Below are 17,977 nucleotides of genomic sequence, written 5' to 3'. Positions count from 1 at the left end.
GCCGCATCAGCTGGACTCACGACTGCTATGCAGCCGAACGCAGCCTCGCGGGCTCGGCAGCTGCTACAGATCGCATTACCGCTTAACTGACTGGCGTTAGGGCTTGTGACTTTCATGACACTTTTTTCGGTATTTCGTACAACGCGGTTCACTCAACGAAAAACGCCGCTGATTCCTGACCGGAACAGCGGCGTCAATGGTTAGTGCCGGGCGCTATTTATAATGTTTCTCATAGACGGCAACCTGCTCCGGCGTGATCAGCTGGAAGGGCACCCAGACATCCGTCTCGACCGGCTCACCCTTGATCATTTTAATGGCCGCTTGCAGCGCGGTGGCCGCTTGGGCCTTGGGGTCTTGAAAGACTGAGGCAACCAGCATCCCGCGCTTGATCGCTGCCAGGCCGTCGGGCAGGCCGTCGATGCCGACAATCGCAATCTCGCCCTTGGTTTTGCCGGCCTGCTGCAGTGCCATGGCAGCGCCGATGGCCATCTCGTCATTGTTGGCGACGATGGCATCAAAACTCGTGCCGGCCAGCAGCCAGTTGCTGGTCAGGTCCATGCCTTTGTTGCGCTGCCATTCGGCGCTTTGTTGTTCGACAATCTTGATCCCGGGATAGTCCTTGAGCACCTGTTTGACGCCTTCGGTGCGGTCGTGCGTGGAGTTTTGCGCGAGGTCGCCCATGATGATCGCGAGGGTGCCTTTGCCTCCCAGTTTTTCAGCCAGGTAGCGCATTTGCAGTTGGCCGGCCTCAATGTCGTTCGACGCCACGGTGACAACGCCTTTAGGCAGGACGCGTTCGTCCGGGTGACGGTTGACGTAGACCAGTGGCGTCTGCGCTTCGACGGCGGCACGGGTCATGTTGGCGGTGGCGGCGGTGTCCACAGGCAAGACGATGACCGCATCGACCTTCTGGTTGAGAAAGCCCTGGACCTGATTGATCTGGCGAACCACATCGCCTTGGGCGTCCTCGAACTGAATCTGGATGTTGTCCTTTTTGGCGGCTTCCTCCAGGCCGCTGCGCACATAGGTCATGAAGTTGTCGTCGACCCTGGCAATGCTGACACCGATGCGATAGCTAGCGGCGGCCCATTGGCTGAAGACGAGTAGTAGCGTGGCAAAAAGTAGTGTGCAGCGACGCATGATGGTTTTCCTTTTGTTGTTATAAGTCGACATTCATCGAGATCAAGGGTGAGGGTTGCTGGCGCGCATAGAGCCAACGTCCAAGCGCGCCGCAGGCTCCTCAATCCAGCGTGAACGCTTGCCTGAAACGTTCGAGTGCCGCTTCGCTGTCGCCGCTGGCCCAGCCTTCAAGCCCGACGACACCGGTGTATCCCATACCGAACAAGGCTTTGGCAATGGCCGGGTAATGGATTTCGCCGGTGCCCGGTTCCATGCGCCCGGGGACGTCTGCGACCTGGATTTCACCGATGGCGCTGCCCGCGCGCTGGATCAGTTCGATCAGGTTCCCTTCGCCAATCTGCGCATGGTAAAGGTCCAGGTTCATCTTCAAATGTGGGCTGCCCACAGCCTCGATCAACGCCAGGGTATCGTCGGCGCGAGCGAACGGCGTGCCGGGGTGGTCCACCTCGGTATTGAGGTTTTCCAGAAGAAACACCCGGCCGGCGTCTTCGCCCAGGCGAGCGATTTTTTCCAGGGTCTTGCAGGCGTTCAACCACATGCGTCCGGTGGTATGAGCCACGGGTTTTACTGGTAAACCTTTATCGCCCAGGCCCGTGCCATGCAGGTTAAGGCTCGGGCAATTCAGCTGGGCGGCAACGGCCAGCGATTCCCGTGCGCTGTCGAGCAGGTGCTGGATGTCTTCGGGATCGGTCAGGTTGCCCGAGATGTAACCCGTCATGGAGGTGAAATCAGCGCCGGTGGCGACCAGGGCGGGAATGTCTTTGGTCGTCCAGCTCCAGATTTCGGTGCTGAAGCCTAGTGCGTGAATGCGTTTGACCCGTTCGGTGAACGGCAGGTCGAGGAAGACCATTTCGGCGCTGATCGCCAGTTTGAACGGAGTGAAACTCATGAATGGGCTCCTTGCACGCGCACCGCTTTACCTTGCTGGAAGGACTCGATACACGCCCGGGCAATGGCCAGTGCCGCGCGGGCATCTTCACCGCTGGCGAGTGGTTTTTCACCGCTGCGCAGGCAGTCAACAAAGTGGTTGAGCTCGGCCACGTAGGCATCACGCAACAGGTCGGTGTCCAAACGCTGGGTGTCTGCCTGGATGCCATCGGCCAAGTAGCGAACCAGGTCAGAGTCATTGACGCTGCCCATGCTCAGCATGCCGGCGCTGCCGAACACTTCGCCCCGAACGTCGTAGCCATACACCGCCTGGAAATTCGCCTCGGCGGTGGCGATGGCGCCGTTGTCGAAACGGATCGTGACCACGGCGGTGTCCAGAAACCCTTTGTTCTTGTAGTCCGGTGCAATCAGCGCATCGGCCATGACAAAAACCTCAACCGCTTCGGCACCGGGATTGAGGTAGCGCAGGGTATCGAAGTCATGGATCAGGGTTTCGAGGAAAATCACCCACTGCGGCGAGGCGGCGGGATTGTTCAGCGCCGGATCGCGAGTCAGCGAGCGCAGCAATTGCGGCGTACCGATCCGGCCGGCGACCACATCCAGGTGGGCTGTGCGGAAGCTTTTGGCAAAGCGGCGGTTGAAGCCGACCTGCAGCGTCACCTGTGCGTCGGCAGCGGCGGCGATGGCGCGGTCGGCTTCGTCCAGGGTGATGGCCATGGGTTTTTCACAAAACACGCTTTTGCCGGCGCGGGCCGCACTGATCACCAATTCGGCATGGCTGCGGGCCGGGGCGGCGATCAGTACGGCGTCGATTTCCGGGTCATCAAGCAGTTGCTGTGGATCGGTGTAGACCCGCTGTACACCCAACTCCGCAGCGAGGCGAGCGGCCTGGCCAGGTGTCGGGTCGGCGATGGCGGCCAGGCAGGCACCGGGAATATGCCGGGCGGCCGTCAGGCCGTGAAAGCTGCCCATGCGGCCAGCACCGATGAGGCCGAGGCGGATGATCTTGGATGTACTCATGAAATGACTCCCTTTTATTGTTGTTCAATGACTCGACAGCAGGAATGCCCTCGCTGGTGCAAAGCCAGGAGCAAGGGCTGTGCCAATATTTATCTAATTGATATTTAAGGAGTTATTAAACGATTATTGAAATATGTGTTCATTCCGATGACATGTCTATACTGACATGTCGAAAATATGAACATAGGAGCAAATGGTGATCCCACAGCCAATGGCCTTCAGCGTGCAAGACCTCGATTACATTACGGCGCTCGGTCCGACATCGTTAAGCGAAGGCCCCATCGCTGAGCTGGAGCAAGCCTGGCTGGCGTGTCTGAATGGTTGCACCGATCGACCTGCCGGGGTCAGGCAGATTATTTGGGACTCCTGGTTGCGCAGTGTCAGTGCCGGCCTCGATCCCGATGATGGCCAATACCGTTTTGTCACCCCTGACGTCCTGGCCGCAACACTGGCGGCCAATCGTGTGCTGATCACCGCGGCGGCGGAGGTCATGCGAGGGTTGCTCGCTTATAACCCCCGAGGCCATATCAATCTGACCGATGCCGAAGGGACGACGCTGTATTTCTGCGGCCTGGACCTCACCCCGGTGGGCAGCCGGCTGCTGGAGTCGGTGCAGGGCACCAACTGCACGGGGCTGGCGCTTGCCGAAGACCGATTGGTGTATGTACTGGCCGAGGAAAACTTCGGGGTCAACCTGCGTCGGCGACGCATGCATTGTGCCGCCGCGCCGATCCGGGATGCCCAGGGCCGGACACTGGCCATGCTGACCCTGACCGCAGAGCCCGGCTGGTTTCATTTCCATACTCTGGGCACCGTCCAGGCCGCAGCCGAAGCGGTTTCGCGGCAGATGGCGCTGCAGGCCTTGCTGGAAGAACAACAAACCGTGCTCGAGGTGCTGAATGAGGGACTGGTGGTGCTGGATGAGCGCGGCTGCATCAAGGCGCTCAATCGCTATGCCCGGCAATTGTTTCGCGTGGGCCTGGATTTGCTGGGTAGTCCGTTCCAGCGTCTGGGCCGGAGCGAACTGACCAATGAGATTCTGCTGCGCGGCGGGGAAGGGCAGCAGTATGAAGGGATAAGAGATCTGGATTGCACCTTTGAATTGCATGATCGCAGCCACCTGGCGTGCCTGGTGTCCGTGTGTTCATTGGAGCAGGGCGGGCGCATCGTCTCGCTGCGGGAGAACCGACGCATCCGGGAAATTACCCGGCGGATCATCGGCACTCAGGCCAGCTACACCTTCGAAACCATTCAGGGCAATTCGCGAGCCATTCAGGATGCGTTGCACTTGGGACGGATCGCCAGTCGCAGTGACTCGACCACACTGATCCTGGGCGAAAGCGGCACCGGCAAGGAGTTGTTCGCCCAGGCGATTCATAACGGCAGTGACCGGTGCGGTGGTCCGTTTGTGGCGGTCAATTGCGGGGCCATTCCGCGAGATCTGGTGCAGAGCGAATTGTTCGGGCATGTCGAGGGCGCCTTCACCGGATCGGCCCGCGGCGGTTCGGCCGGCAAGTTCGAATTGGCCGATGGCGGAACGATCTTCCTCGATGAAATCGGTGACATGTCGTTTGATGCCCAGGTCAGCCTGCTGCGCGTCTTGCAGGAAGGCGAGGTGACACGCGTGGGCGCGAAAAAATCGCAGCAGGTGAACGTGCGCATCATCGCGGCCACTCACCGCAACTTGAGTCAGGCGGTGGCTGAGGGTGCATTCCGCGAGGATCTTTACTACCGGCTCAACGTTCTTAATCTGACGGTTCCGCCGCTGCGGATGCGCCGGGACGATGTGCCGTTGCTGGCGCGACATTTTCTCAGCCGGTGCGCACGCTCACTGCGCAAACCGGTGCAAGGACTCTCGCCAGAGGCGCTGGAAATTCTGTCGGCCTACCACTGGCCGGGTAATGTTCGTGAGCTGGAAAACATCATTGAAAGGGCGACCAACCTGGCGGTGACCGAACTGATCCAGCCGGGTGATCTACCGCTTGAAATCAAGCAAAGGCAGCGGCCATCGTCACCGGGAAGTTTGCCCGAACCCCGGGCTGCACTGGACCTTGGTGCCCATGAAATGAATGCGATCATTGCGGCCCTGAAGGATACCCGCGGCAACATTCGCTTGGCCGCCAAACTGCTGAATGTTTCTCGTGGCGGGTTGTACAACAAGATGAGTCGGTTCGGCCTGAGTGCCGAGGTTTTTCGTTTGGACCCCAGCCTGTGACGGGGCTGCTCAGACCGTCATCCTCGAGCGTTTTCCGAGGTCATGATCTGCAACGGAATATGGACCCGATGCCGGACTGAATCGAAGTCCGGCGTGGTCTGCAGTTCAACCAGCAAGTCGACCAGCGCTGCCGCCAGCAATCGCGGTTGGGAATCGATGACCAGGCTGATCAAGCCCTGATCCAGGGCTTGCCGCGACAACTCGGTCGACTCCTGCAGGATGCAGCAGAGGTTCGGCCGCTTCGGTAACTGCGACAGGGCACTGATGATGCCGTCGCCGCCCCCGCCGACCACGCACAAACCCCGCAAGTCGTCATGGCGCGCGACGAGTTCCAGCGTCGCCTCTTCGGTGATGTCGCAGTTGTCCAGATTGATCACCGCTTCAAGCAGCCGCAACCCGGGTGCACGTTCCGCCAGGTAACTGCGCAGCCCCTCCACCCGAGCCTGATGGCCGAGAAAACGGTGACCGCCGAGCAAGACCCCGATGCTGCCTTTGCGTGCGCCACACGTGTGAGCCATCAGCCAGCCCATGGTGCGCCCGACCTCATGATTATCCAGACCGACGTAAGGTTCTTCCGCCGCTTCGTGGATGTCGGACAGCAGGGCGATCACCGGTACGCCCGCTGCTCTGATCTGCTCGATGGCAGCATTGATCAGCGGGTGAGCGAAGCTGACCACCGCCAGGCCATCGCACTGCACCGCCAGTTGTTCGATCTGGGCAATGATGGCGCCGGGTGTGCGATCGAAAACGTATTCGAATTGGCAGCTCAGGTTGGCGCCGGCGTGACGCTGCGCCGCCTCGGTGATGGCGGCGGCAACGTTGGCATAGAACGCCTGGGCAGTACCGAGCAGCAGGATGCCGAAACGATAGCTGGGACGCCGTTCGCGGATCCGCTGGCCGATCAGCCGGGCTGCGAAATAACCGACCGCTTCAGCGGCCTGGAAGACTTGCTCGGCGGTAGCCGGGCTGACCGGAGCCCTGGCGTTGAGCACCCGGTCCACAGTGGCGACACTCAACCGAGCGTGCTCGGCGACCGTGGCGATGGTTGGGCGTTTAGTGTTGTTCATGACAGGCCCCGCAGGCGCTTTGATAGAAAACTATCAAGCTTCAATGGGCCTGGATGATAGCTTGATAGGGAATGTATTCAAGGGCTTGAGGGTAATCTTTGTGCTCTCTATCTTTTCTCCAACGATGTGATCCCGCATCGAAGCAAGTGCCTTAAACCATCAAGCTTGCGGAGAACAATAAAATGCCTGAACAACACGCAGCATCTGAAAACTCCGGTAAACCCGTGCCTCGGGATTATCGGTTGACGGGTCCCGAAGCCGCTAAAGCCGCGCAAAAAGGCCTGGTCTCGGCCAACTGGTATCAATCACCCATTCCCCGTAAACGCCTGAAGGAATTAATGCAGCGCCGCGACGGCCCGGCTTTGCGCGATACCGCGATCTGGTTGCTGGCGATGGTCGTGACCGGGTTCGGCGGTTATTGGTTCTGGGGCTCATGGGCCTGTGTTCCATTCTTCTTCGTCTATGGCTTGCTGTACGGCACGGCGTCCAATGCCCGTTGGCACGAAGCAGGTCACGGGACGGCGTTCAAAACCCGCTGGATGAATGATGCGGTCTACCAGCTGTCGAGCTTCATGTTCATGTTCGAACCCCAGGTCTGGCGCTGGAGCCACGCACGGCACCACACCGACACCATCATCGTCGGTCGCGACCCTGAGATCGTCGAGCCGCGTCCGCCGAGCCTGATCAATATGGTGCTGAGCTTTTTCAGGATGCCTTACGCGTTGAAGACGATGGGGTCAGTCTGCCGGCATGCAGTCGGGCGGATGGATGAAGAAGAGCAGACGTTCATCCCCGAATCCGAGTGGCCCAAGGTGAAAAGGGACGCACGCGTCTGGCTGGCAATTTATGGGCTTGTCCTGGGCGCTGCACTGTATTTGCAGAGCTGGTTGCCGCTGATGTTCATCGGCCTTCCGACTCTCTATGGCGGCTGGCTCTCCTACCTGTTCGGCCTTACGCAGCATGTCGGTCTGGCCGAAGATGTACTCGATCACCGTAGCAACTGCCGCACGATTTACATGAACCCGGTACTGCGTTTCATGTACCTCAACATGAACTATCACCTGGAACACCACATGTATCCGATGGTGCCTTTTCATGCGCTGGCGCAGCTTCACGAAGAAATCCGCCACGACTGCCCGCCGCCTTACACCAGCCTGTACGAGGCCTTCCGGGAAATCATCCCGACGATCTGGAAGCAGCGCAAAGACCCGAACTATCACATCCGTCGGCCTTTACCACCGTGCGCAGAACCTGCCGCAACCGTCCAGGCAGAAGCTGAAGTAACGCCGGCCTGACACCTTCCTGGCTGTACCACTACAAGAGAAAACGCCATGACCGACCAATGGATCGATGTCTGTGCCGTGGGCGAAATAAATGAAGAGGACGTCATTCGTTTCGACCATGGCCCGCACACCTATGCCGTCTACCGCTCTGCAGACGACGAGTTCTTCGCCACCGCGGGCCTGTGCACCCACGAGTCCATCCACCTCGCCGATGGCCTGGTGATGGAGCATGTCATCGAGTGCCCCAAGCACAACGGACGCTTCGACTACCGCTCCGGCAAAGCCCTGGGCGCGCCGGTATGCGTCAACCTCAAGACCTATCCGGTGCGGGTCGAGGCGGGGCGTGTCTTGCTCGCCATTTCGGTTTAGCTGCTCGGAGTCTGTGCCATGAATCCTGCCAATGCTCCACTGGTTATCGTAGGCGCCGGCCATGCCGGTGGCCGCGCGGCCCTGTCGCTTCGGGCTGAAGGTTATCGCGGTCGCCTGATCCTGATCGGCGACGAATCCCACCCGCCCTACGAACGTCCGCCGCTGTCCAAAGGGCTGTTACAGGGCACGGTTGAACTGACGGGTTGCAGTTTGTGCGATAGCGCTCAACTCGCTGCACTGGACATCGAGCACCTGGCCGGCAACCCGGTGAAAAACCTCGATCCGCAGCAGCATCGATTGCAGTTGGCCGACGGCAGTTGGTTGCATTACGCCCGTCTGTTGCTCGCGACCGGGGGCAGGGCGCGACTGTTGCCCTCGGTGCCCGAGCATCTGCCCAACGTACTTTATCTGAGAACCCATGATGAGGCGGTCGCACTACGCGATTCGCTGCGGCCAGACGCCCGATTGGTGATCATTGGCGGTGGCTTTATCGGCCTTGAAGTCGCCGCGACGGCCCGTGCCCTGGGTTGCACGGTGACCTTGCTCGAAGCCGGGCCGCGCCTGGCAGGTCGCGTCCTGCCGGAGCGATTGTCCAGTGTCCTGCTGGAATTGCATCGCCGTCAGGGCGTGGACGTCCGGCTGAACGTGGCGATTGAAACGGTGCAGGGCTCCACCCACGCTGAAGCGGTGCAACTGGTCGACGGCCAGTTGTTGCCCTGCGATCTGATCGTGGTGGGCATCGGTATGCAACCCAACACCGAGTTGGCCGTGGCCGCCGGGTTGGAAGTTGGTCAGGGCATTCGCGTCGATGCGCAACTGCGCACCAGTGCGCCGGACATCTTCGCAGCAGGCGACGTCTGTGAGTTTCGTCTGCACCCGCAAGGGGGTTTCCAGCGTCAGGAAACCTGGCGCAACGCCGAAACCCAAGGCCGTCACGCCGCTCTGAACCTGCTGGGGGGCGAGCAGCCCTTCGACGTCATTCCCGGCTTTTGGTCCGATCAGTACGACTGGGGGCTGCAAACCGTGGGCGTCATCGCCAACACCGAACCGACGGTGAGCCGGACAACCCCGGGTGGTGGTTTCCTGTTGTTTTACCTCGATGCCGAACTACGTCTGCTAGGGGCATGCGGCTGGGGCCAGGGCAATAGCGTCGCCAGGGACATCAAGTTGTGCGAACGCCTGATCACCCACCATAACCCTCTCTCGGTGGTCGCTTTAGCCGATGCCGATATATCGCTCAAACAATTGTTGAGGAGCTGACATGCGCGAATTCCTGGTGTTTCAGTCCTTGTGGGCCATGCAAGATCACCGTGGCCAATGCGACCTTTCCATTGAAGCGCAACTGGAGAAAATCGCCGCCGCCGGTTTCGACGGGATCACCGACCATTTCTGGGTCGCACCACAGGCTGCACGCCTGAGCGCCGCCGCCAATGCGCAAGGCCTGCAAATCGAAGGTCAACTGTTCCCCCGGACCGTGGATGATCTGGCGGCCGCGCTCGATGTCGTCTCTCGCTACGGCTGCCACCACCTCACGTTGCAAGCCGACGTCCGGCCGCGCACGCTGGCGCAAGCCATCGAACTGATCGAAGGCTGGCAGCGTCTGGCCGAGCAGGTGGACTTTCCGATCCTGCTGGAAACCCACCGTTATCGCCTCACTAGCGACCTGCTGTTCACCCTCGACATTCTCGCGCAAATGCCTGACCTCAAACTGTTGGCTGACTTGTCCCACTACGTCGTGGGCCGGGAATTGCCTGAGTCGGCTACCGCTGAAGACGACGAACAGATCCTTACCATCCTGCGCCACAGTTGGGGCTTTCACGGCCGGGTCGCCAACGGCGAACAGGTTCAGGTGCCCTTGAGTTTCGCCCAGCATCGACCCTGGCTGGACCGATTCCTGGGCTGGTGGCGCTACGGGATCGAGGATTGGCTGGCCCGCCCGAACACACCCGCCAGCCTGTCCTTCACCTGTGAACTCGGCCCGCCACCTTATGCGGTAACAGGGGCTGACGGGCGTGACATCACGGATCGCTGGGCTGAGGCATTGATGTTGAAGGAGCTGATGCGTGGGGTTTGGAGCGACTGCAAGGTGCGAGCGGCTATGTCAAAAGTTTGATTTCATCGATCAGGTCATCAACCTCAACGTCAATCAAACCGGCCACGCAGCGAAGGACACCAAAGTCCTGGCGGATGTCTGCACTCAGATGGTCACCAATCTGGTGGGGGAGGCGCCCGCTGACATGGCCAAGCGAGTAGCTCAGGGCAAGCCCTTCGAAGATGCGTTCAATGGTTATCGCGTATTTCTCAGTAAAAGCATCTGGTCGACTGGCAGGGGTTACGAGCTGAACTTTGTCCTGGCTCAATGCCGATGACCTGCTGCACTATCGAGTGATAATCGTCCTTGTCGCGCTAGCGAGCTCGACTTGCGTGCTCTGTGCCGAATTCAACAATTGGCACTCTGCTTCATGGGGAATTGAGGGGGATTCACTAATGATCCGTGCTGGCCTTCCTGAATTGACCGCATTTGTAGCCATCGCTGAACAACGCAGTTTCAGCGGCGCTGCCAGGATGCTGGGTGTTTCGGCCTCGGCACTGAGCCATTCAATGCGCGGGTTAGAGTCGCGCCTTGAACTTCGCTTGTTCAATCGGACAACCCGCTCAGTCGCCTTGACCGAGGCGGGGGAGCAACTTTTCTTGCGAGTGCAGCCACTGCTGGGCGAGCTCGAATGTGCGGTCAACGACGTCACGTCAGAGCGCAGTACCCCCTCAGGCCTGATACGACTGAGTGCATCCGAATCGTCATTCAAACTTTTGATCCGCCACGTCATGCCCCAATTTCTCCAGGACAATCCGCAGATCCATATCGAGTGTGTGGCTGAAAGCCGCTTGGTCGATATCGTCGCCGATGGGTTCGATGCGGGCATTCGGCTGTTTGACGATGTTCCACGCGACATGATCGCGGTGCGCTTCGGCCCCGATGTGCGATTTGCTGCAGTGGCTTCGCCCGAGTACCTGAGTCGGCATCCGGCGCCCAAGGCACCACACGACCTCAAGGCTCATCGATGCATCCGGTTTCGCTTTGCCAGCGGCGCGCTGTTTCGTTGGGATCTCGATCATCTGGGCAGATCAGCCAGCATCGATGTCGACGGGCCCATGACCATGGATAACATCAACCTGATGATAGAGTCTGCTTTGGCGGGCATTGGTATTGCGTGGGTACCTGAGCATCAGGCCGAGGAACATTTGCAGGCCGGGCGCCTGGTCCATCTGCTGCCTGACTGGGGCCCTTACTATTCCGGCGCATGTCTCTACTACCCAGCTAATCGGCACCCGCCTATGGCCTTGCGGATGTTCGCGGAAGCGGTGCGCGAGTGGGCACGCCAGCAAGAATGAAACCACTCCTGCTGGCCTGTGGCGCTACTGGTCATCGCCATACAAGTATTGAGCGGTAACGCCGCCGTCCATAAGGATGTCGCTGCCGGTGATGAACGTCCCTTCAGGGCCCATAAGCAGAGCAGCTACCGCACCCACTTCATCGGGCGTACCGCCGCGCTTGGCTGCGGACGATTCGATCATGCGGCGGTACCCATCCCCACGCGGGCCATTGAGTTCATCCCGGGCCAAAGGAGTGAAGATAATGCCAGGGCTGATCGTGTTAACACGCGCCCCACGCTTTCCCCATCGAACGGCTTGCGCAGCCACACGCAGAGAGTTGCCACGTTTGGATATCTGATAGGCGTTCAGGGGATCGGTTACTAGCTCGGGCTGTAGCATCGGTAAAGCAAGAAGTTCTTCAGTCGGGGTTAACGCCAAGGCTTTGTTCTGTTCGGCGGTGAGCGCCGGCAAGCGGTGACCTGACTGCGAGGCGATGACGATTGCCGAACCACCTTTTGCGATTACATCTCCAAACAGCTCCAGCACTAAAGCGGTGCCATACAGGTCGACCAGGAGAATGGTGGCAGGTGCAGCCTGAGATGGAGAAATACCTGCTGCGTGGATGACTCCGGTAATGTCACCAATGCTTGCAGCAAGGGTGACGAGTGCCTGGACAGACTCGCGGGACGAGATATCAACCTTGGACGTGGTGACTTCAAAACCTGCATCGCTCAAAACTTTCGCGGCTGCATCAGCAGTTTCTTGCCGCAGATCGGCAAGCAATACATGTTTGCCAGCGCTCACGCGCCGAGCGATGGCTTGGCCAATTGAACCAGCACCGATTACTACAGTTACATCTGTCATTTTCATTTTCCTGCAATGGTGTGATTCCACTCTACGGTGAGAGGTGCTTGATGATTAGTCCTTCAAAAACGCGCGGCCTTGTGAGTTCAATTCAGTAATTCGTCGAGAGAAATTCAGTGACCGAGTATTGAAAATATGAATGGGTGAATAACCCTCATAAGGCTGTGTAGCAGGCCCCTGATTGTTGATCAGTCGATTGACCTCAGTCGCTTACCCGTGCATTGAGCGTAATGACGGGGCCGAAAGTGAGCAATGGACGTAGTTCATCCATAACGCTGGCGACATGTTGGTTGCCAGCGTGGTCTTCGACAGCCTGCTGGTTTGTCCAGCCATCGATAATGTAAAACGTATTGGGTGCCTCTAAACTCTGATAGAGGTCGTAATACAGGCAACCGGGTTCCGCTCTTGCCGGTTCGACAAATCGCAGGATCAACGTTTTGACTCGCTCGGTGTTGCAATCATCGCAGCGAAGCTCGCAGATGATGTGCCGCTCTTCGGATTTGGTGCTTTGCATGTTCTTACCCTGGATGTAAAGGAACCCTTGGCGGGCGCGAAATGACCGATTCACGGCCGGTCATTAGACGTACAGCGCCAGATTTCCAAGCGATTTACTCGGCGCGCTTTTCGAATATTCCTTTGGCGATGGCTGCCGCCGACATTGCGTTCGGCCAGCCGGCGTAGAAGGCTAGATGCGTAATGATTTCAGCGGCCTGAATTTGGGTCAGGCCGTTCTCCATGGCTTTGTTCACATGAAAAGGGATTTGAGCGGCTTGCCCCACTGCAACCAGGGCTGCGACCGTGACCAGGCTGCGATCACGGGGAGTCAGTGCCGGGCGCAGCCACAGGTCATGGAACAGTACCGAAGTTGTATAGCCTGCGAGCGCGTCGAATGCAGGCCCGATCATCTGTTCTACCGCTGCCACGCGCATCTGTTCAAAGCCTTCGTCGACTGGGAGCATGTTGTCCTGTACATCCACCAACGCGGTTGGCGCGATATCGCGGGCCTCAAATACGTCTTTGGCGATGGATGCCGCCAATGTGGCATTGCCCCAGCCTGAATAGAATGCCAAATGAGTGATGACTTCACTCAGTTCGGTGGGCGTAACACCATTGTTCAACGCCAAATCGAATTGGCCAGCCATTTCGGCTGGCTGATGCCGCGCAATCAAGGCGGCAACGGTCACGATGCTGCGATCCCGGGGCAGCAATTGCGGACGCTGCCATATCTCTTCCAGAAGCACGTCCTGGGTGTAGCGTGCAAATGCCGGTACGGCGAAGTTCGCTTCGTCTGACTTCATAGTGATTGATCGCTCGTGCAGGTGAATAGTGGGAAACGAGCGCGTGACGGTGCCCCTGAAGAAACACCGTCAGGCGCTGAAGAACGCTTAACGGTTGATGGTTTTCATCATCTGCGCGTTGTAACGCTCACCTTGTACAGGCACCTTGGCCAGAACCTCACCGAGTTCACGAAGGTCTTCTGCGGTCAATTGCACGGTTGCTCCGCCTACGTTCTCTTTAAGGCGATGCAGCTTGGTTGTACCGGGGATAGGCGCAATCCACGGCTTTTGTGCCAGCAGCCAGGCCAATGCAATCTGGGCCGGGGTTGCTTGCTTGCGCTGGGCGATTTCACCGATCAGGGCGACGAGATGGTGGTTGGCCTCGCGGGCACCATCAGCAAATCGAGGCAGATTATTCCGTACATCACCGCTAGAGAACGTCGTACCGGCATCTATTTTCCCGGTCAGGAACCCTTTGCCCAACGGGCTGAAGGGAATGAATCCAATCCCGAGCGCTTCGAGAGTTGGGATTATTTCCAGTTCAGGCTCACGGGTGAACATCGAATACTCACTTTGAAGTGCCGACAGCGGCTGCACTGCATGGGCACGACGGATAGCGTCTACGCCAGCTTCACACATGCCAAAGTATTTGACCTTGCCCTCGGTGATGAGGTCGCGCACGGCCCCGGCAACATCTTCCATAGGGACATTGGGATCGACGCGATGCTGGTAAAACAGGTCAATGCAGTCGGTCCTCAGACGCTTGAGTGATTCTTCCGCCACCTGACGGATGCGCTCAGGTCGACTGTCCAGCCCAGCGGCGGGATTGCCGTCCTTAAAACCGAATTTTGTCGCGATGACGATCTGCTCGCGAAATGGTTGAACGGCTTCGCCCACCATTTCTTCGTTGACTTGCCCATAGGCTTCTGCCGAATCGAAGAGGGTGACACCACGCTCAAAGGCCGCCCTGATGAGTTTGATTGCGTCCGCTTTGTCAGTGGCGGGGCCATAGCCGAATGTCAGGCCCATGCAGCCCAGGCCAATGGCTGAAACTTCGAGGCCGTTGCTGCCGATTTTGCGCTTTTGCATCATCCATCTCCTTTGAGGGTATTGGAAACCAACCCACAAACTGTTTGGTTATTGGGGATGCAGCTACTTTAAAAAGATCTGATCCATTCAAGAAGTGGCATACTGCGATAACCGGTATGAGATAAATTCATCATGGCGCAGAGTGATTTCAACAGCCTTGCGGTGTTCATCACCGTTGCGCGCGAGCGCAGTTTCACCAGGGCCGCGGCCCATCTGGGTGTGTCCCAATCCGCTATCAGCCATAGCATCCGTAGTCTTGAAGAGCGTCTCGGAATCCGCTTGTTGACCCGCACCACACGCGGGGCGTCGCCGACCGAAGCCGGCGAGCGTTTGCTCGCCAGCCTTGTGCCTTACTACGAGGGAATAGAAGCCGAAGTCGCCGCGTTGGGAGAGTTGCGCGACAAACCATCAGGGACTATTCGGATAACGTCCCACGACCATGCCGCATCCACTATTCTCTGGCCGAAACTCTCCAGGTTGCTGCCGGAATATCCCGACCTCACCCTGGAGATCAATATCGGCTACGGGCTGATCGATATCGTCGCTGAACGTTATGACGCGGGGGTGCGGATAGGCGATCAGGTGGCAAAAGACATGATCGCAGTCAGAATTTCCCCTGACTTTCGCATGGCTGTCGTGGGCGCGCCGAGTTACTTTGCCCATCGTGAAAAGCCACAAGTTCCCCAGGATCTGACCACCCATAACTGCGCGAACCTGCGGTTGCCCACTCATGGTGGCCTGTATGCCTGGGAGTTTTCCAAGGCGGGTAAGGCACTGCATGTTCAGGTGTCTGGGCAGATGATCTTTAACACCTCACCCCAGACAATGGCCGCCGCTCTGGAAGGATACGGGCTGGCTTATGCGCCGGAGGATCTTGTCCAGACCTATGTCGAGGATGGCCGGTTAATCCGTGTTCTTGAGGACTGGTCGCCGACTTTTCCGGGATATCACCTTTACTACCCAAGCCGGAGGCAGTCCTTGCCAGCCTTCGCCCTTGTAGCCAACGCTCTGCGCTACAAGGGTTAGGGGCATGGGCAGATCCTTTATAGGTTGACGATAGTCATCGTTGATGACCAAGTGTTCCGACCAGGGTTCAAGTACAGCAAAGTAGAGGTACACCTGCTCAGTCTTTGCCCAAAAGGTGGCGACGTCACCTTATCCGCGTTGCTCGACCCAATTCGTAAACTCCATGATGGCAGCCTCAAGGGCGAGTTGGTTTTGATTGATTTTAAATAGCAGGGAAGGGAGCAGGTCTGCATTCGACATTGTGATTCCTCCCTGAAGGTGGTCAGCGTAGCCCCGTGTGCACGGAGGACAGATGGTGTAAACCAATCGGATAGGTAGCGTATTTAAAATGCGGCAGGATTTTATCTGCTCCGGAGGGGGGAGCGACTCATCGGCATTCAATGCCCTCGGCTGCTGCGAATCAATTCATAGGCCCGACGCACCAAAGGATTAAGAGTATTGGGCCGAATCCAAAGGTGGTAGGTGACATCCGGGAGGCGGGGTAAACCATCGCTCTCACCCAGCACCCGCATATCCGGGCCTAACATTTCCATGCTTCTGGCAGTGACGCCAAGACCTGCACGGGTCGCCGCCTTAATACCAATAAGGTTCGACGCCAGATAAGCCTGGCGCCAAGGAATGTTGGCGCGTTCAAGAGCCTCAAGTGCATATCGCCGATAGATGCTGGGTTCATCCACCAGGATCAACGGCAAGGGCTCGCCGGGGTTGTGAAGGTATTGCGCAGAGCAAATCCACCATACCGGCGAGGTGCGCAAGGCAAAACCTTCCAGATTGGGATCTTCACGAGTGGAGATCACCATGTCGACCTTGCCCCGGTGCAGGTCGTCCATCAGAAATGGACTGCGACCGACATCGATCTCCAGACGCAAACGCGGCGCCGAGCGCGCGATGTGACTAAGCATAGGCGGCAGGATGGTGTCGGCGATGTCATGGGGTGACCCGATGCGCAGCACGCCGCTCATGCTGCTTTCGCGTAATGAGTTCAGCGCGTCATCGTTGAGCGACAGCATTTGTCGGGCATGGCGTAACAACTGCTGCCCGGCTTCCGTGAGCTGCTTTTGCCGCCCGCGTTTCTCGAACAGGCTCACGCCCACCTGTTGCTCCAATCGTTGCATGTGCTGAGTGACCGACGATTGTGTGCGGGCCAGTTGCACGCCTGCCTCTGCAAAGCTGTGGTGATCGACTACGGCAATGAAGGTACGTAGTAGTTCGAGATCGAGGGTCGACATGGCGGCTGCTTTTCATATCAAGGGCGCGAACATAAACATTACATATTTTTATGTGTTCGGAGAAATTGATTTTTCTAGAAGCTCGGAGAAGCTAATAAATACGGGCTTATAAGCATTTATCTAAAAAATGACAGCACCAGAGTTATAACGATATTAGATATTTGTATTTCCGTTACCTCCACGCTGTACGCAGGATGCCCACTCATCAGATCGGGGTTACGCCGATCATCCAGGAGGGGAAATCCATGTTGTTCGAGCGCACGCCTGTAAAACGATTATTGCCTGTGATGTTGGGCGCCTTGATCTCGCTGGCCGCCAGCACCGCTGCCCAGGCCGATGCGACGCTGGACAAGATCGAGCAGCGTCATGTGTTGGTGGTCGGTGTACTGCTGTCGGGTGGCCCCTTTGGCGGGATCGATCCTGCCACACAGAAGCCACGTGGTCTGAACGTTGAACTCGCTCAGGAGCTGGGGCGGCAGTTGGGTGCTGAAGTGCAACTGGTTCCGGTGTTGCCGGCCAACCGCGCCCAGTTCCTGCAGCAGGGCAAAGTCGATTTGCTAATCGCCAATATGGAATGGACGACAGAACGCGGCGAGATCCTCGGTTTTGTACCGACACCGTTTTACCGGGTTGGCGGCACCGCCGCGGTGCTCAAGGACAGCAAGATCACTCGTTGGGAAGACCTGAAAGGACAGCCGGTCTGCACCTCTCAGGGCAGCAGCTACATCAAGCCGCTCACAGAGTTGGGCGTTGAGTTGAAGGCGTTCAAAAGTTCGTCCGAATCCTTGTTGGCACTGCGTGGTGACAACTGCGTTGCGGCGGTACATGACGCCACACTGATCAATCCATTAGTCGCCGACAACACCGAATGGCAAGGCTATCGCGCCATAAGTCCGGAGCTCAACCCGGCACCGTCGGTGATCTGGACGCGTCGTGGTGAAAGCGACACCCAGGCCAAACTTGACCCGATCGTTAAGGAACTGCACCGCAGCGGCTGGTTGATCGAAGCCCAGACCCGCAATCACATCACCCCGGCGTCACCTGCGCTGGTCGAGCTGCAAAAGCAGTTTCAGGCCAACGGCGCCTGATTCACCTCATCGTATTCAATATGCCGCTGCATCACGGCGGCTATTCAAGG

At 58.3% G+C, this 17,977-nt stretch carries 18 protein-coding genes; 8 read left to right on the top strand and 10 right to left on the bottom strand.

Features of this window, described 5'->3' with window-relative positions:
• Window positions 1-213: 213 nt before the first annotated feature.
• From PMI28_RS04260 to PMI28_RS04270, 3 genes are all read right to left on the bottom strand, one after another.
• Window positions 214-1,140 (bottom strand): sugar ABC transporter substrate-binding protein, encoded by a 927-nt coding sequence (locus PMI28_RS04260; protein ID WP_007991165.1) that lies wholly within the window; start codon window positions 1,138-1,140, stop codon window positions 214-216.
• 100 nt (window positions 1,141-1,240) lie between these two features.
• Window positions 1,241-2,029 (bottom strand): TIM barrel protein, encoded by a 789-nt coding sequence (locus tag PMI28_RS04265; protein WP_007991163.1) that lies wholly within the window; start codon window positions 2,027-2,029, stop codon window positions 1,241-1,243.
• Window positions 2,026-3,048, bottom strand: a complete 1,023-nt coding sequence (locus PMI28_RS04270) for a Gfo/Idh/MocA family oxidoreductase (protein ID WP_007991161.1) — start codon at window positions 3,046-3,048, stop codon at window positions 2,026-2,028. The genes PMI28_RS04265 and PMI28_RS04270 overlap by 4 nt, the downstream gene beginning before the upstream one ends.
• A 193-nt stretch (window positions 3,049-3,241) precedes the next feature.
• On the opposite strand from PMI28_RS04270, the gene PMI28_RS04275 reads away from it, so the two are divergent.
• Window positions 3,242-5,263: a sigma-54 interaction domain-containing protein gene (locus PMI28_RS04275; RefSeq protein ID WP_033063573.1), complete on the top strand. Its 2,022-nt coding sequence runs from the start codon at window positions 3,242-3,244 to the stop codon at window positions 5,261-5,263.
• Window positions 5,264-5,280: 17 nt separating this feature from the next.
• Here the strand turns inward: PMI28_RS04275 and PMI28_RS04280 are convergent, their stop codons facing one another.
• Window positions 5,281-6,330 carry a substrate-binding domain-containing protein gene (locus tag PMI28_RS04280; RefSeq protein WP_007991157.1) on the bottom strand — a complete coding sequence of 350 codons (1,050 nt, stop codon included), beginning with the start codon at window positions 6,328-6,330 and terminating at the stop codon, window positions 5,281-5,283.
• A gap of 182 nt (window positions 6,331-6,512) precedes the next feature.
• Here PMI28_RS04280 and PMI28_RS04285 point away from each other — a divergent pair, with 182 nt between their 5' ends.
• Genes PMI28_RS04285 through PMI28_RS04300 form a run of 4 tightly spaced genes read left to right on the top strand, consistent with a single transcriptional unit; the run spans window position 6,513 to window position 10,095 of the window.
• Complete coding sequence (locus PMI28_RS04285; RefSeq protein WP_007991155.1) at window positions 6,513-7,625, top strand: fatty acid desaturase family protein; 1,113 nt, start codon at window positions 6,513-6,515, stop codon at window positions 7,623-7,625.
• A 36-nt stretch (window positions 7,626-7,661) separates the two neighbouring features.
• Window positions 7,662-7,982: a MocE family 2Fe-2S type ferredoxin gene (locus PMI28_RS04290; protein WP_007991153.1), complete on the top strand. Its 321-nt coding sequence runs from the start codon at window positions 7,662-7,664 to the stop codon at window positions 7,980-7,982.
• A gap of 18 nt (window positions 7,983-8,000) precedes the next feature.
• Complete coding sequence (locus PMI28_RS04295) at window positions 8,001-9,242, top strand: NAD(P)/FAD-dependent oxidoreductase (RefSeq protein WP_007991151.1); 1,242 nt, start codon at window positions 8,001-8,003, stop codon at window positions 9,240-9,242.
• Between the two features lies 1 nt (window position 9,243).
• Window positions 9,244-10,095, top strand: coding sequence for a hypothetical protein (locus PMI28_RS04300; protein ID WP_007991149.1), 852 nt, complete (start codon window positions 9,244-9,246; stop codon window positions 10,093-10,095).
• Here the strand turns inward: PMI28_RS04300 and PMI28_RS30605 are convergent.
• Window positions 10,079-10,342: a hypothetical protein gene (locus tag PMI28_RS30605; RefSeq protein ID WP_157395789.1), complete on the bottom strand. Its 264-nt coding sequence runs from the start codon at window positions 10,340-10,342 to the stop codon at window positions 10,079-10,081. The two genes, PMI28_RS04300 and PMI28_RS30605, sit on opposite strands and share 17 nt — an antisense overlap.
• 127 nt (window positions 10,343-10,469) lie before the next feature.
• Between PMI28_RS30605 and PMI28_RS04310 the strand changes: the two genes are divergently transcribed.
• Complete coding sequence (locus PMI28_RS04310; RefSeq protein ID WP_007991145.1) at window positions 10,470-11,372, top strand: LysR family transcriptional regulator; 903 nt, start codon at window positions 10,470-10,472, stop codon at window positions 11,370-11,372.
• A gap of 24 nt (window positions 11,373-11,396) precedes the next feature.
• On the opposite strand, the gene PMI28_RS04315 is transcribed toward PMI28_RS04310, so the two are convergent.
• From PMI28_RS04315 to PMI28_RS04330, 4 genes are all read right to left on the bottom strand, one after another.
• Entirely contained in the window at window positions 11,397-12,218 is an 822-nt protein-coding gene (locus PMI28_RS04315; protein WP_007991143.1) for an SDR family oxidoreductase, read from the bottom strand.
• Window positions 12,219-12,420: 202 nt separating this feature from the next.
• Window positions 12,421-12,732, bottom strand: coding sequence for a putative quinol monooxygenase (locus PMI28_RS04320; RefSeq protein ID WP_007991140.1), 312 nt, complete (start codon window positions 12,730-12,732; stop codon window positions 12,421-12,423).
• Between the two features lie 94 nt (window positions 12,733-12,826).
• The gene (locus PMI28_RS04325) at window positions 12,827-13,516 is read right to left on the bottom strand and encodes a carboxymuconolactone decarboxylase family protein (protein ID WP_007991138.1); all 690 of its coding nucleotides are present in this window, start codon (window positions 13,514-13,516) and stop codon (window positions 12,827-12,829) included.
• An 87-nt stretch (window positions 13,517-13,603) separates the two neighbouring features.
• Entirely contained in the window at window positions 13,604-14,584 is a 981-nt protein-coding gene (locus PMI28_RS04330) for an aldo/keto reductase (RefSeq protein ID WP_007991136.1), read from the bottom strand.
• 132 nt (window positions 14,585-14,716) lie between these two features.
• On the opposite strand from PMI28_RS04330, the gene PMI28_RS04335 reads away from it, so the two are divergent.
• Entirely contained in the window at window positions 14,717-15,610 is an 894-nt protein-coding gene (locus tag PMI28_RS04335) for a LysR family transcriptional regulator (protein WP_007991134.1), read from the top strand.
• 377 nt (window positions 15,611-15,987) lie between these two features.
• On the opposite strand, the gene PMI28_RS04340 is transcribed toward PMI28_RS04335, so the two are convergent.
• On the bottom strand, window positions 15,988-16,839 hold the full coding sequence (locus PMI28_RS04340) for a LysR substrate-binding domain-containing protein (protein ID WP_007991128.1): 852 nt from the start codon (window positions 16,837-16,839) through the stop codon (window positions 15,988-15,990).
• Window positions 16,840-17,084: 245 nt separating this feature from the next.
• Between PMI28_RS04340 and PMI28_RS04345 the strand changes: the two genes are divergently transcribed.
• A complete protein-coding gene (locus PMI28_RS04345; RefSeq protein ID WP_007991126.1) occupies window positions 17,085-17,927 on the top strand; it encodes a transporter substrate-binding domain-containing protein in 843 nt (280 codons plus the stop codon).
• Window positions 17,928-17,977 lie beyond the last annotated feature (50 nt).

It is taken from the genome of Pseudomonas sp. GM48, assembly GCF_000282335.1.
Classification (GTDB): Bacteria; Pseudomonadota; Gammaproteobacteria; order Pseudomonadales; family Pseudomonadaceae; genus Aquipseudomonas.
Note: the sequence above shows the minus strand (reverse complement) of the source record. Positions and strands in the feature narration are given on the sequence as shown.